This is a genomic window from Streptomyces sp. NPDC006458 (assembly GCF_040612135.1).
Classification (GTDB): Bacteria; Actinomycetota; Actinomycetes; order Streptomycetales; family Streptomycetaceae; genus Streptomyces.
Map to the genome: position 1 here is coordinate 1 of NZ_JBEXPR010000038.1, position 13,456 is coordinate 13,456.

11 protein-coding genes and 1 pseudogene are annotated in these 13,456 nt (G+C 68.8%); 7 read left to right on the top strand and 5 right to left on the bottom strand.

The window, feature by feature from the left end; genetic code table 11:
• Positions 1 to 230: 230 nt before the first annotated feature.
• The 6 genes and pseudogenes from fxlM to ABZZ79_RS34885 form a co-directional block, all read left to right on the top strand.
• Positions 231 to 1,475, top strand: coding sequence for a methyltransferase, FxLD system (gene fxlM, locus ABZZ79_RS34860; protein WP_356695813.1), 1,245 nt, complete (start codon positions 231 to 233; stop codon positions 1,473 to 1,475).
• A 56-nt stretch (positions 1,476 to 1,531) separates the two neighbouring features.
• Positions 1,532 to 1,714 (top strand): FxLD family lanthipeptide, encoded by a 183-nt coding sequence (locus ABZZ79_RS34865; protein WP_356695815.1) that lies wholly within the window; start codon positions 1,532 to 1,534, stop codon positions 1,712 to 1,714.
• A 95-nt stretch (positions 1,715 to 1,809) separates the two neighbouring features.
• Positions 1,810 to 4,848 (top strand): lantibiotic dehydratase, encoded by a 3,039-nt coding sequence (locus ABZZ79_RS34870; RefSeq protein WP_356695817.1) that lies wholly within the window; start codon positions 1,810 to 1,812, stop codon positions 4,846 to 4,848.
• On the top strand, positions 4,845 to 6,002 hold the full coding sequence (locus ABZZ79_RS34875; protein WP_356695819.1) for a lanthionine synthetase C family protein: 1,158 nt from the start codon (positions 4,845 to 4,847) through the stop codon (positions 6,000 to 6,002). Before ABZZ79_RS34870 ends, ABZZ79_RS34875 begins: the two co-directional genes overlap by 4 nt.
• Positions 5,984 to 7,033, top strand: a complete 1,050-nt coding sequence (locus ABZZ79_RS34880) for a thiopeptide-type bacteriocin biosynthesis protein (protein ID WP_356695821.1) — start codon at positions 5,984 to 5,986, stop codon at positions 7,031 to 7,033. Before ABZZ79_RS34875 ends, ABZZ79_RS34880 begins: the two co-directional genes overlap by 19 nt.
• Positions 7,033 to 7,140: pseudogene (locus ABZZ79_RS34885) on the top strand (dipeptidase); the annotation flags it as partial. The gene ABZZ79_RS34880 and the pseudogene ABZZ79_RS34885, both read left to right, overlap by 1 nt.
• A gap of 347 nt (positions 7,141 to 7,487) precedes the next feature.
• Here ABZZ79_RS34885 and ABZZ79_RS34890 read toward each other — a convergent pair.
• From ABZZ79_RS34890 to ABZZ79_RS34910, 5 genes are all read right to left on the bottom strand, one after another.
• Positions 7,488 to 9,071 carry a hypothetical protein gene (locus ABZZ79_RS34890; RefSeq protein ID WP_356695823.1) on the bottom strand — a complete coding sequence of 528 codons (1,584 nt, stop codon included), beginning with the start codon at positions 9,069 to 9,071 and terminating at the stop codon, positions 7,488 to 7,490.
• Positions 9,068 to 10,357 carry a hypothetical protein gene (locus ABZZ79_RS34895; protein WP_356695825.1) on the bottom strand — a complete coding sequence of 430 codons (1,290 nt, stop codon included), beginning with the start codon at positions 10,355 to 10,357 and terminating at the stop codon, positions 9,068 to 9,070. Before ABZZ79_RS34895 ends, ABZZ79_RS34890 begins: the two co-directional genes overlap by 4 nt.
• Before the next feature lie 95 nt (positions 10,358 to 10,452).
• Positions 10,453 to 10,749 carry a helix-turn-helix transcriptional regulator gene (locus ABZZ79_RS34900; RefSeq protein WP_356695929.1) on the bottom strand — a complete coding sequence of 99 codons (297 nt, stop codon included), beginning with the start codon at positions 10,747 to 10,749 and terminating at the stop codon, positions 10,453 to 10,455.
• A 338-nt stretch (positions 10,750 to 11,087) separates the two neighbouring features.
• Positions 11,088 to 11,726 (bottom strand): hypothetical protein, encoded by a 639-nt coding sequence (locus ABZZ79_RS34905; RefSeq protein WP_356695827.1) that lies wholly within the window; start codon positions 11,724 to 11,726, stop codon positions 11,088 to 11,090.
• Positions 11,723 to 12,337, bottom strand: coding sequence for a hypothetical protein (locus tag ABZZ79_RS34910; RefSeq protein WP_356695829.1), 615 nt, complete (start codon positions 12,335 to 12,337; stop codon positions 11,723 to 11,725). The genes ABZZ79_RS34905 and ABZZ79_RS34910 overlap by 4 nt, the downstream gene beginning before the upstream one ends.
• 162 nt (positions 12,338 to 12,499) lie before the next feature.
• On the opposite strand from ABZZ79_RS34910, the gene ABZZ79_RS34915 reads away from it, so the two are divergent.
• Positions 12,500 to 12,889 (top strand): hypothetical protein, encoded by a 390-nt coding sequence (locus tag ABZZ79_RS34915; RefSeq protein WP_356695831.1) that lies wholly within the window; start codon positions 12,500 to 12,502, stop codon positions 12,887 to 12,889.
• Positions 12,890 to 13,456 lie beyond the last annotated feature (567 nt).

Genomic DNA, 13,456 nt, shown 5'->3' on the forward strand with positions numbered 1-13,456 from the left:
TTCACCTTCATCGAGACCTTCTACAACCGCAAGCGGCTGCGGAGGCATCCAGTCTGGGGCTACCTCACCCCGCTGGAGACCCGGCAGCGACACGAGCAAGAACACGCCCTCGCAGCGTAAGCAACGAGTGTCCAGCATCACGGGGAAAGTTCAGGTCGTCGCCGGCGAACCCGGTCGTTGAACCACCGCAAGCCCAATGTCCCGCCACAACGACAAAGAGAACGGACAGCATGGACAGCGCATCCAACGTCTCCTCGCAGGACACGTCCCGTGACGCCGAGACACTGCGGGAGAAGATGATCGTGGACCTCAAGGAGGCGGGTGACCTCACCGACCCCGTCGTGGAGGCCGCGTTCCGCAAGGTGCCCCGGCACGAGTTCGCCCCGGGTGCCTCGCTGGAGAAGGCGTACTCGTGGTTCGAGGCCGTGCCGACGAAGACCAACGAGCACGGCGTCCAGACGTCTTCCGTGTCCGCGCCGCAGATCCAGGCGTTCCAACTGGAGCAGGGCCACGTGAAGCCCGGCAACAGGGTGCTGGAGATCGGCTCGGGCGGCTACAACGCCGCCCTGATCAGGGAAGTGGTCGGGCCGACGGGTCAGGTGACCACCATGGACATCGACAAGGACGTCACCGAGCGGGCGGAACGACTGCTCAAGGCCCACGCCTACGACGACGTCCGGGTCATCACCGGTGACGCTGCCGCGGGCGTTCCGGACCGGGCCCCGTTCGACGTGATCCTCGTGACCGTCGGGGCCTGGGACATCGCCCCTGCGTGGGTCAAGCAGCTAATCGAGGGCGGCCGGCTCGTGGTGCCGCTGCGGGTGCGGGGGCTGACCCGTTCCATCGCCTTCGTCCGCCACGGTGACCGCCTGGTCAGTGAGTCGGTGCGTGTGTGCGGCTTCGTGCCGATGCAGGGCGCGAACGAGCACCACACCCAGGTTCTTCTGCCGACCGGCACGGAGGAGATCGGCCTCAAATTCGACGACGAAGTCATGGGCAACCCGTCCGACCTGGACAACGCCGTGAAGACGGAGCGGTTCGAGACGTGGACCGGCGTGACGATGGGGATGCAGGAGCCATTCGACTCCTTGCAGATGTGGCTGGCCACGCGGCTGGACGGCTTCTGCACCATGGCGGTCAACGAGGACCTGGACACCGGCATCGTCGCCCCGCCGAACAGGTGGTTCGCCATGGCCGCCGTGGACGGCAACTCCTTCGGCTACGTCACCTGGCGCCGCCTGGAGACCGACAAGGGCCGACGGCTGGAGTTCGGCGTCCACGCCCTCGGACCGCAGGCCCCCGAGCTGGCCGAGACGATCGCCGACCACATCCGCGCGTGGGACCGCGAGCAGCGCGGCACCGACGGCCCGGTCTTCGCCGCCTACCCGGCGGACACCCCCGACGACCTGCTGTCCGGCGAGCGGGTCGTGAACAAGCGACACAGCCGGATCACGATCTCCTGGCCGACGGCGTAGAGCTGCGGCCAGGGCGTTCTGCACCACCTAACCACCAAGCAAGGAGTGTGATCGCTGTGACGGCTCTGCTGACCGAGCGCCCGCTGGTCGAGGAAGACGACCTGTTCGACCTGGACATCAAGGTCGTGGTCGCCGCCCACCCGGACGGCAAGCTGATGTGCTCCACCGGTGACGGCTGCGGCACGACGTGCGCCACGGGCTCCAGCGCGTGCGGCTCGTCGGTCGGAGACCCCTCCTGATCCGCTGAGGGGACTACCTGGGTGGGCCGAGGGGGCGCTTCCTTCGGCCCACCCCCGCATCAGAGCAACCAAGAGGGGGAATCTTGTCCGGCGCCATGCCCGTTTACGGCTGGACCGGCGCGGCGATGCTGCGCGCCAGCACCTATCCACCTGGACTCGAAATCCCGGCTGCGCCGGACCTCGCCGCCGCGGACGGTACCGCTGAGGCCCGGCGATGGCTGGCCGTCGCGTGGAACATCCCGCAGGTCCGCGAGGCCATGCTGCTGGCCAGCCCCGTACTCGGGCCGGAGATCCAGCGGGCGATCGAGGGGGCGGGCAGCCCGAAGCGGGTCCGCCGCCTGGTGCTGACGACCGCCGCCTACATGGCGCGCTGGCAGCGACGAGCGACGCCGTTCGGCACGTTCGCGGGAATCTGCGGAGTCGAGACCGGCGGTACGGCAGCGGCAGCGTGGGGGCAGCACCATGATCGCCTGCTGCGGGCGGATGGAGCCTGGCTCGCAGGAGTCGTCGCTCGGCTCGAAGCGCAGCCCCGGCTGTTGGAATGGCTGCCGCTGCTGGCCAACAACACCGCCCAGGTACGCGGGGACCGCGTCGTGGTGCCCGGTGCCCCGGCGGGTGGCGACACGCTGCTGATGCCGCCGGTCGAGGTGTCCGTACGCGCCACGGGCCCGGTTCTGCTCGCGCTGGAGCGGGCCTCCGAGCCCGTGCCGTACGCGGAGGTGCGCGCCACGCTGTCCGAGCAGTATCCGTCGGTGCCGCAGGAGCGGCTGGACGCCCTGCTGGCCGGGCTCGTCGAGCAGCAGTTCCTGGTGACGGCCTTGTGGCCGCCGATGACCAGCGTGGACGCCCTGGGCCACCTGTGCACGATCCTGGCAGCGGCTCACGCCGACGAACTCCCCGAAGTCGCGGAGCTGGCAGCCGAACTGGAACAGGTCCGAGAGGCCCTCACCTTCCCCCACACACATGTGGGCGCGCTCGTCGAGCGGATGTGCGCGCTGCACGAGGGCGACACCGTTCCCGTCATGGCGGACGTTCGGCTCGACGCCCAGGTGCAGCTCCCCGACGCGGTGATCCACGAGGCCGAAGGCGCAGCCGCCGCGCTGGTTCGCCTGTCCGCGCACCCGTACGGTCCGGCGCGCTGGCGCGACTACTTCGCCCGGTTCCGCTCCCGGTACGGCGTCGGCGCGGTCGTCCCGGTCCTGGATCTCGTCGCCGACAGCGGACTCGGCCTTCCCGCCGACTTCCTCGGCTCCGCCCGGCGCAGCGCACCGCGCCCGGCAACGGCGCGGGACGAGAAGCTCCTGGCGCTGATCCAGCAGGCCACGGTGGACGGCAACGACGAGATCCAGATGACGGACGCGGTGATCGCGGAACTCGCGGACGGACAGGACGAGCCTGTGCCGCCGGAGCGCATCGAGCTGTGCGTCGAGGTTCATGCTGCGACGCTCGCCGATCTGGACCGAGGCCGTTTCGATCTCGCCGTCACCGGAGCCCCGCGGCCGGCGAGCAGCATGGCCGGTCGCTTCACCCACCTGCTGAGCGAGGACGAGCGGAAGCGCTGGGCAGGCAGCCTCCAGTCGGATACGGGGACGGCGGTCCAGTTGTCCTTCGCACCGCGTCGTCGTCGTGACGACATGCTCGTCCGCTGCGGGGCCCTGTTACCCGAGATCATCCAGCTCGGCGAGCACCAGGCGGCCGACCCCGGCGTCATCCCGCTGTCGGACCTGGGCGTGACCATCGACGCCCGCGAGTTCCGCCTGGTCCGCCTGTCGACCGGACGACTGCTCGAACCGCGCGTCCTGCACGCCCTGGAGGCGGGCAAGCACACCCCGCCGCTCGCCCGGTTCCTCGCCGAACTCGCCACGGCCCGCTGCCCGGTCTACACCGGCTTCGACTTCGGCACCGCCACTCGCCTGCCCTACCTGCCCGGCGTCCGCTACCGGCGCACGCTCCTCGCCCAGCCGCGCTGGCTCCTCCCACCGGACGCGTTGCCCGGGACGGCCACGGCCACGGAGTGGGACGAGGCACTCGCCCGGTGGCAGGCCCGTTGGAAGATGCCTGACCAGGTCGCCCTCATGGAAGTCGAACAACGCCTCCCGCTCGACCTCACCCAGTCCATGGACCGACAGCTCTTACGCTCACGCCTCGCCCGCTCCACGGACCCTGTGGAACTGCGGCGCGCTCCCGGCCCGAAGGCGTTCGGCTGGCTCGGACAACCCCACGAAGTCCTCCTCTCGCTCCGCCACCAGCCGAACCCGTCACCCACGAGCGGCACCCCGGCACCGCGCACGATCGCCACCGCCGGGCTCCCGCGCCTTCCGTGGGACGGCAATCTCCTGCACACGCAGTTCCTCGGTCACCCGGACCGCTGGGACGAGATCCTCACCCGGCACCTCCCCGCGCTCATCAACGCCCTCGGTCCTGATACGCGTTGGTGGTACACGCGCTTCCGCGACACCGCGCGTCCCGACGCCGACCAGCGCCTCGACCTCGTCCTCCACGTACCGGGTCGGCAGCGCCGTCACGCCACACGGGAAATCAGTGCATGGGCATCCCGACTGCGCGGCCAGCGTCTCCTCGCCGGGGTGTCCCTGACCGGCTACCAGCCTCAGATCGGCCGGTACGGGGAGGGCCCCGCACTCCTGGCCGCCCACGACGTGTTCGCCGCCGACAGCACAGCCGCCATCGCCCAGATCAGCGCCGCCGAAGGCACCGATGTTCCGGCGCAGGCACTCACCGCGGCAAGCATGGTCGATATCGCCGCCGCCCTGGCCCCCACCCCAGCGGGGGGAATACGCCTGCTGTGCGAGGTGCTGCCCCGCCACACGGGCCCCTTCGATCCGGAGCTCCGCAAGGCCGCCGTACGCCTCGTCAGCGGCAACGGACCGTCGTGGTCCCTGCGCGAACTGGCTGGGGGCGATCTGATCGGTGACGCCTGGCAGCGGCGGGCCGCCGCTCTCGCCGCCTACCGGGCCCAACTCGCCCGACAGGAGCGTGATCCCTCCAGAGTCCTGCGGTCGCTCCTCCACGGGCACCACCTCCGGGCTGTCTCCGCCGACCCCCAGAAGGAACAGACGACCGAACGCCTCGCGCGGGCCTGCGCCCTGGCTCTCACCGCCCGGGAGTCCTCGTGACCCTCAGCACCGCCGCCCCGTGGGCCGCCCAGAGCCTCGACAACGGGGCGGCGGGAACCGCGCTACTCCACATCGAACGGGCCCGCACCGGCCGAGGAGACTGGAAGGAAGCGCACACCTGGATCGCCCGCGCGACCGCACACGACCTGAACGGCAGCGAGACCGCCGCCCTGTTCCTCGGCGCACCGGCCCTCGCGTTCGTCCTTCACGCCGCCGCCGACCCGCCCGAGCGCTACCAGACCGCCCGCGACACCCTCGACCGGCACGTGCACGCCATCGCCCACCAGCGCGCCCACACCGCCCTGACCCGCATCGCCTCGGGGCAGCCTGCCCGCTTCCACGAGTACGACGTGCTGTACGGGCTCACCGGGATCGGAGCACTTCTCCTGCGCACCCAACCCGGGAGCCCGGCCCTCGAACGCGTCCTGACCTACCTGGTCGCGCTGACGCGCCCCGTCCTGCACCACGGGGAGCGGTTGCCGGGCTGGTGGGTCGGCCACGGGCCGCGCTGGCACGACGGCGCGTACCAGGGCCCGGAGCATCTGAATTTCGGGGTGGCGCACGGCATCACCGGCCCCCTGCTGCTTCTTGCCCAGGCCGCCCGCCGGGGTCTGACCGTGCCCGGCCACCTGGATGCCGTACAGAGCATCACCGGGTGGCTGGAGTCGTGGCAGCAGACAGGAGACACGGGCCTGTGGTGGCCGGAGACGATCACCCTCCCAGAGATCACCAGCGGGCGGCCGGAGCAGCAGCGTCCAGCACGGCCGAGCTGGTGCTACGGCACCCCCGGCATCGCACGGGCCGGGCAGCTCGCCGCCCTCGCCCTCGGCGACCAGGATCAGCAGCGCCGCTACGAACAGGCCCTCGCCGACTGTCTCACCGACCACGCCCAGCTCCAGCAGATCACCGACCCTGGCCTGTGCCACGGCTGGGCCGGGCTCTACCAGACCGTCTGGCGCGCCGCCCAGGACGCCGCCACCCCTGCGCTTGCGGAGCATCTGCCGCACCTGGGCGAGCGGCTGCGCCAGCACACCGGACCCGACGCCGGCGAGGGATTCCTTAACGGGACCGCCAGCACCGCGCTCGCGCTGGCCACCCACACCACGAACCGGCCCCCTGTATCCGGATGGGACACATGCCTGCTGATCGACTGACCTTCCGCGACCGCACCCCGCTGCATCAGCCGGATCCCGGCATGGTCGAAACCGCCGTCCTGAATGTCCTCGCCGGAATCCCCGTCGCGGACGCTGCCGGGCTGGTCGGACTCGATACGGAGGAGCTGACGGCCGCCGTTGCCGTGTTCCGCCGGGCGGGCCAGGACGCCCTCCACCAGCAGACCGCCCGCACCCGCTGGCAGGCGTACATCCAGTTCGCCGACTGGCACGCCGCAGAGTCGGTAGCCGCCCGCGAGCTCGTGCCCACGCTCCACCAGGCCGAGGGCAGCGGCGCGACATGGTGGTTCATCCGCAAACACCCTTGCTGGCGCTTGCGAGTCCACCACGATGCTGACCGTAGCGACGTGCTCAACACGGTCACCGCCGCCTTGGACACCCTCACCGCCGGCGGCACGATCGCGCGATGGTGGCAGGGCCTGTACGAGCCCGAGGCCCCTGCTTTCGGCGGAACACGCGCCATTGCCGCCGCGCACGACCTGTTCCACGCCGATAGCCGGGCCATCCTCGATCACGCCGCCCACGAGCCCTGGCCGCTCGGCCGCCGTGAGCTGTCCGTGCTGCTGTGCACCACCATGTTCCACGCCGCCGGGCTGGAGTGGTACGAGATGGGCGACGTCTGGCACCAGGTCGCACTGGAACGTCCCGTGCCCGGTGATCTGTTGCTGGACCGGCTGCCTCAGATGACGGAGCAGATCCGGAAACTTCTCCTGGCCGACACCGAGCCGGCCGGGGCCCTCTTCCAAGACGGCGCCCCTGCCGCGTTCGCCGCCCCCTGGGCGGACGTGTTCCGCCTCGCCGGAAGCACCCTCGGTGCGAGTGCCCGCGCAGGCGAACTGGAGCGCGGCCTTCGGCGGATCCTCTCCTACCACGTGATCTTCCACTGGAACCGACTTGGCCTGTCCGCCACCGTCCAGGCCGCCCTCGCGAAGGCCGCGCGGGACGCGGTGCTCGGATCACCCGAAGACCTGGGCACTCCAGCGGTGTCGGCATGGGTAGGGAAGACCTCGTGATGACGCCGATCCTGATGTCTGATGAGCGAGTGGCCGCGGTGCGCGTGAAGGAGTGCGGAGAACCCTTGGTCGACGTCCGCGGGAACCTGCTGCTCGGCGGCCGTCGTCCAAGAACCGGTATCCCGGCGGGGCTACTTTGTGGACGCCGCCGACGCCGTGAAGGGTCACGCTGGCGTAGAAGGACCCGCTGGCGAAGTCCTCGGGGAACTGCTCGGAGTGAGGTGAGGTCACGAGCAATCCCTCCCCGGTAGGAGTTACGGCGTCAACGCGGCGGGTGGGTGATGCACAGGGCTCTCGCGCTCGCCAGCAGGCCCATGTGTTCCTCGGCGGGGTTGAGCGGGATTCAAACCCTCCCTCCAGCAGTACAAGAAGTAGCTATTGCGATTTTTCATTTATGTGCGCATACGCGTAGGCGGGGTAGGGTTTCAACCCCGCCCAACCCCGCCCCACTCCCTCATGCCACTGCGTCGTCCGGAATGCCGCCGTGCTTCTCCACGCGCCATCGGGCGGTCTTCGACTTGGAGTCCATCTTCTTGGCCACGCGGTAGTCGCCGTACCAGCGCCCCAGCTTGCCCCGGAGCTCCTTACCGAGGGCTTTGGCGTCGAGATACCCGGTATCCACCTCGGCCAGCAGCTCCTCGAAGCCGGGGTCGTTGGAGACATCCGCCGCGCTCACCCACGTCGAACCGTGCTTGGCGTGCCAGGCGATCAGCAGGGCCTCCCACGCCTCGCCGTCCACACAGCGACCGCCCGCCAGTTCCCTGCGCTCGTCCAGGAACCCCTCCACCCCGATGTGGTCGAGGAATCCGCTGGTGACCTTCGCCCAACGGTCGAAACACGCCAGCGTGGCGCTGCCCTCCTTCGCGCCGGCCGCCAGCCAGGAAGCCACCAGCACGAGCATCGCATGCAGCACCTCCCCGCGGTGGGCGCGGGCCCAGTGCAGCAGATCGCCGACGGCGAACTGTGCGGGGTCGCGGTCCTCGGGGTGCGGCGCTGAGCAGGTGAGGTGGATACCGACGACACGGCGCGGCATGTCTCCGCCCATGGAGATGTTGTTGCCGGTCATGCCCCAGATCCGGTTGTTGTCCATGCGGACCATGCGTGTGAAGCCCAACGGGCGGTCGCTCCACTCCTCATAGGTCAGCAGGGACGCAAGCTGCGGCGACTTGACGAGCGTCCCCTCTGGAACGTTGTCGATCAGGATGAGCGGCTCGGCATTGGAGTGGAGGATGGCCGTGATCTGCTTGCGGATCTCCTCCTCATTGTCCTTGGGCCACGGCATTGGCGCGTAACCGAACAACGTTCCCACCAGCTTGAGCAGGTAGCTCTTACCCGATCCGGGGTTGTCGGCGGTGATGTAGAACAGCGGGACCAGGCCGCCGGCGTAGAAGCGCAGCAGCGGGGTGAAGAGGAGCCCGAGGTAGTTGGGCAGGTCGCTGGGGTGCACGAACTCGAAGTCGCCCAATACGGTCTCCACGAGCAGCTTCTTCGCCGCGGCGACGTCAGCCTCTGTGGGGACGTCGGGGATATCTGGGATCGTCTCCCCCAAGTGCAGGAACAGCCCCGAGGGCTCGTGGTAGCCGGGCTCGGCCAGCAGCGTTCCGTCCGGCAGGACGACCGGGCTGGTGATGATCGCCGTGAGCGTCGGGTAGGGGAAGTCGATGCCGTTGGCGGCGGCCTTGCATACCTTCTCGGAGATCAGCTTCGGCGATTCCTCCTGCTTCTTGTTTTCGCCCTTGCCGACCGTCCTCACGCCGTACGTGTCGATGTAGGACGAGAGGTACGAGACCAGCGTGGTCGCGTCTCCGGGTACCGAGGTGGGCGGCTCGTCGCCTTCGCCTGGCACCAGAAGAAGAAGGGTCTTATCCCGGCTGAACGGCCTGTAGGGCATCTGAGGGTGGGTGAGGATCGCGGGGATGTCATCGTAGGCGCGCTTGTCGTTGGTGATGTCCCACCTCGGCTTCTCCGCAGGCTTCTGCGGCTTGGAGGTCGGCTCGGGCCTGTTTCGGCGCGGCCAGCGCATGTTCTGCTCGGTCATGCCGTCACCGCCGTCGTGATGCGCGGACGCTCAACCTCCGCCGGGGACGTACACCGCTCTCTGAGCGCGTCCAGAACGTGCTCGGGCAGCTCGGCCGCCCAGTCGGGCGCGAGCATGTCTCTGCGGGCAGCGGAGAGCAGACCCCGCGTCGTACGGGATTCGTCTCCGTCGCAGTGCAGCTGAGCCAGCACACGGCCGATGGTGAGCTTCTGGCCTTCCCCGACGGGCAGGCCGGCGCTCTCGGACCAGACGACCAACGTCGGCACGCCGCCGAGGTACGCCTTCGCCGAGTACGGAGAACTGGAACCGCCGGGCCGCTGCCAGTACTCGACCCCGTCCTGGCCGATGTCGATCAGCGTCCATCCCGCCGGAAACAGGACGTCCCCGAACGTCGCCGTCTCAGTCAGCACCTGGAACGGCGAGTTGGCGCTCATCAACTGCGCGGCGTCACCCCAGCCGCCGGCCCACACGGATGGACTCGGCTTCGATCGCTCCTCTGCCTCGGCCACCAGATCCGGGCTGTGCGTACGCACCCACGCGGCCAGATCGCCCCACACGTAGCGGGGACCTCCGTTATGTAGGACCCGGCAGGGGCGCGGGTTCCCCGGGACCTTCGGGTTCACCGTCCCCGGGACACGCAGGACCCGGGAAAGGTCACCGACGCCGGTCCCGTACGTCCAACCGTGCCGCGCCGAGATGCGCTGTACGAGGAGCTGCCAGGCCATCGACAGTGCCTTGGCCTCCCGCAGCACGTCCGGGCTGGTGACCACCAGCGGCTCCTCGAACACCCACAACGGGTAAATCCCACCACCGCTGTGCACGATCAGCGTCGGCTTCGGCAGCACGTCCAACAGCCTCAACGCGGACGCCAGGTCCGGCGGAAGCTGTTCGACCGTCTTGTGCCCCGGGCCGGCGATGTCGATGTCCGCCCAGAGGCACACCGCCTCCGCGGTGTCGGCCTCCACGCCCCTCGTGCCGCTTTCGACGCCCTCGCGCACGGTGGTCATGCGTACGTAGGTGCTCGGCTGCTGGCGCGCGTACAGCTTCCGTACCTTCGCGGACGCCTCACCCGGGCCCCGGAACGTGCCGTCCTCCGTCCACTTGACGATCTCCTGGAGGCCCGAGCCCGTGTTACGCAGGCCCGGCCCCTGGTGTGCCAGCGCGATACGGCCCGAACACCCACGGAACAGCTCGTCCAGGTAGGCCATCACTTGTGCGCCGTCGTACGCCGCCAGCTCCATACCCCAGGACGAAGGCGTGGCGATTGATGCGTTTTCAGCAGTCATGGGAGAATCTCCATGTGTGTGTTGATCGGACTTTGGTGAGGCCGGTCGGAGAGCGGGGCCCCACTTGGGCGGTGGGGCCTTTCGCATTTCGGGGATCACGCCGCGACCGTCTCGCAGAGCACCCCCGCACCGGCGTGGCGCCGGCGGCTCTCATCGAGCGACGCGAGCACCGCGACGAGCTCCTCGTCCTCTTCGGGTACGCAGAGGTCGGCCACGGAGACGCCCAAAGCCTGAGCCAGGCGCCCCACGTAGAAGGGCCGAGGAGTGTGACGGCCGCACTCCCAGCCACTGATGGTGGGCTGCGACACGCCTGCTCGCTGGCCGAGCTGTTCCTGATCCATCCCAGCCAGCGACCGTGCAACGCGAAGACGGAGAGGCGAAACCGTCAGCATCCGAGTGCTCCTCAATACGAGCCGATTCGACTCTTTGAGGATCACGTGGTGATTTTTCGAGCTGGTAATCCCCTACGCCATCCGATGCGACAACCACGCTCATGGCGCAGGGAGGGAGTAACTCGGCCACGAGAACGTCCGGCGGCACAGAAGTACGTTCACGCAGAAAATACTGCGCCAGAGTTACGGCGACGCTCGTGAACCACGTCCTGAGACAGATCTGACGGGCTGCACACCCGCCAGCACCACGCCACCAAGCAGGGAAGGGGTAACTCACCAAGATCAACGGGGAAGTTGACCCAGCAGGGGCTCACAAGGAAGCCTGGGGAGGCAGTAACTCACTCCAACTCGACGGGCTCCATAAGGGCTCCCTCGCGCTCCTCCAAGAGGTGGGCGGCCAGCCACAACCCTGCCTGGTGCTTCGGCACCACGCTTACGCTCCACGCCCCGCGCCCCACCATCGCGATCCGCAGCGGCGTCCACCGGCCGTACGGCGCTACCAGGGCCGAAAGTCGGGGGGAAGAGATCCAGACCTCCAAGCGCCGGTACTGACTGCGCCGCGGGTCCAGGTGCTCGTCCATCGGGTACACCGAGACCCTCGCGCACCGAGCTGGCCGCGAGCCGTTGTGCACGATCTCCAGCCTGTGCGTACGCAGCACGACCGTCTGCCCGCCCGTCGGCAGCCAGAAGAGCCTGGACATCCGCCAGCGGCAGGCGAGCGGGGGCGGGTCGTACAGACGCTCGTAGGCACGCGTCTGCGCCCCGCGCAGGCCACCACGCACCTCGGACTCCTCCAGCGCGCTCTGGTGGGCGTCCAGGCCCGTCTCACCGGTCTCCTGATACAGCCGCTCAGCATCGCGAAGGCGCTCGTGAAACTCCAGCTCCTCAGCCTCCCGGCGCTCGCGTGCTCGCGCAGCTCGCTGTGCTGCCGTGGCCGCCGGGTTCCGGCCTGAGCTCCTGTTCTTGGTCGCCCTCATGCGCCCGATTCTGGCGGGGAGGAAATCTGCCGCGATATCGCGCGCATCTCCCTTTCCTCCTCACGCTTCATCTCCATGTACCACTCGATGGCGTCCCGCTCCAGCTCGTCTTCGATCGTGCTCACGATCTTGAGCGCCCGCGCTTCGACCTCTTCGGGGGCAATGAGCCCAAACAGCACTCCGCCGACTTCGATCGACAGACCACCACCCGGGAGCTCGCGGAGGGACCGCCCACTGTTCCCACGATCAGCCCGCGCGACGGCAAAGCCGCCCTCCTCGAACTCCGCCTCATCAAGGTGCTCCAGGGCGTTTCGCACCGTCGCCAGAACCTTGTCCTGCGAGGGTGCCTCCTGGCCTCGCTCGCGGTGGAGACGGGCACGCCAGCGTTCAAGCTGATACGCAGACCACACCAGCGTGTGCTCCTCCGCCCACAGCGTCCGGAAGTTCCGTTCCAGGTCGACCTCGCTGGGACTCCAGTCCTCCATGCGTTCGTAGTTGCGGTCGTCCACCGCGAACTTCTTACGCATGGCACGGGCACGCTCGGCCTGCCTCAACACGGCTTCGCCCCAGCTCCGGACGAACATCAGGGCGTATTCCTCGGCTTCGCTCATGCCGCTGACCGTACTCATGCACGAGGTGGCCGCACAGCTCGTTATCGACGACGGGCGACTACGCCCCAGGCCGAACGTAGGGCCTTCTCAGCATTGGCCAAGGCTCGCACGGTGTCCGCTCCGCCTCTACGCTGTGGGGCACCAGCGAGGCAGGGGGACGCGATGAGCGCGACACGGAACACCATGTCGGGCAAGGACTGGATCGGCGAGAGCCGTCACGCGTTCTGCGTCGGGCTCGCCTTGGACATGCAAGCCAAGCGTGCTGAAGCCCTCGCCACTGGCGACACCAAGAAGGCGGAGCAGTACGAGAGCTTCGGGAAGGGATTCCTGCGGGAGACCGAGGTGTTCCTCGCGTGGCCGCCGACGGCCAAGCGGATCGTCTCCGACGAGGAGGCCGTAAGTCTGCGCGCCGAGGAGGACGCGGAGAAGGAGCGCCAGGAGTGCGCGGATCATCTTGCCGCGGTCCGCAAGCACCTGGAGCCCCGTGCCAACTCCAGCGCCTACCGTCCGTACTCAGGCGGCCTCCCCACGCTGGGACGTCGTCACCGCTAGCCTGCGACTCCGGGGCACAAATTCGCCAGAATTCGGGGGTTGCCGAAGGCCTGTCCGTCAGGACTACAAGGAGTACGACTCCCCCGTGCACGCCGGCTCCCGCGCCTGCCGTGCGCTTACTCCCGCTGATGCGGAGCCCAGGCCGAAATTCCGCGGGGTGACGGTGACTCCCTGTCCACTACCCATACAGAGACAGCAGTCCCGCCGCTCGTGCAGTGCGCCCTGCCGCTGCACGGCCGGAGCTCCTGCTCGTGAACAGCGTCTGCTCATGCTCATGGGCAGCTAGAGATCAGGCTCATGGGCAGCTAGAGCCCCCGTGGGCAGCTAGAGCCAGGGCCAGGATTTATCGCTCGCTTCCGACATTTGGGGCAGTAGCCTCCAGCGAGACCTCCATGCATTTTCCTTGCAATAAATTCGACTGACACTAAAACGTGTCATTGACAGGAAAAGGTGTCATTCAAGTCTCGGCGCGATCGGCTACGGCCTGGAGCTGGTCGCGGTGCGGGGCGACGAGCGGGTGCTGCTGAAATGAGAAGGCCCCGCTCCGGAGAACGGGGGCGCTGGCGA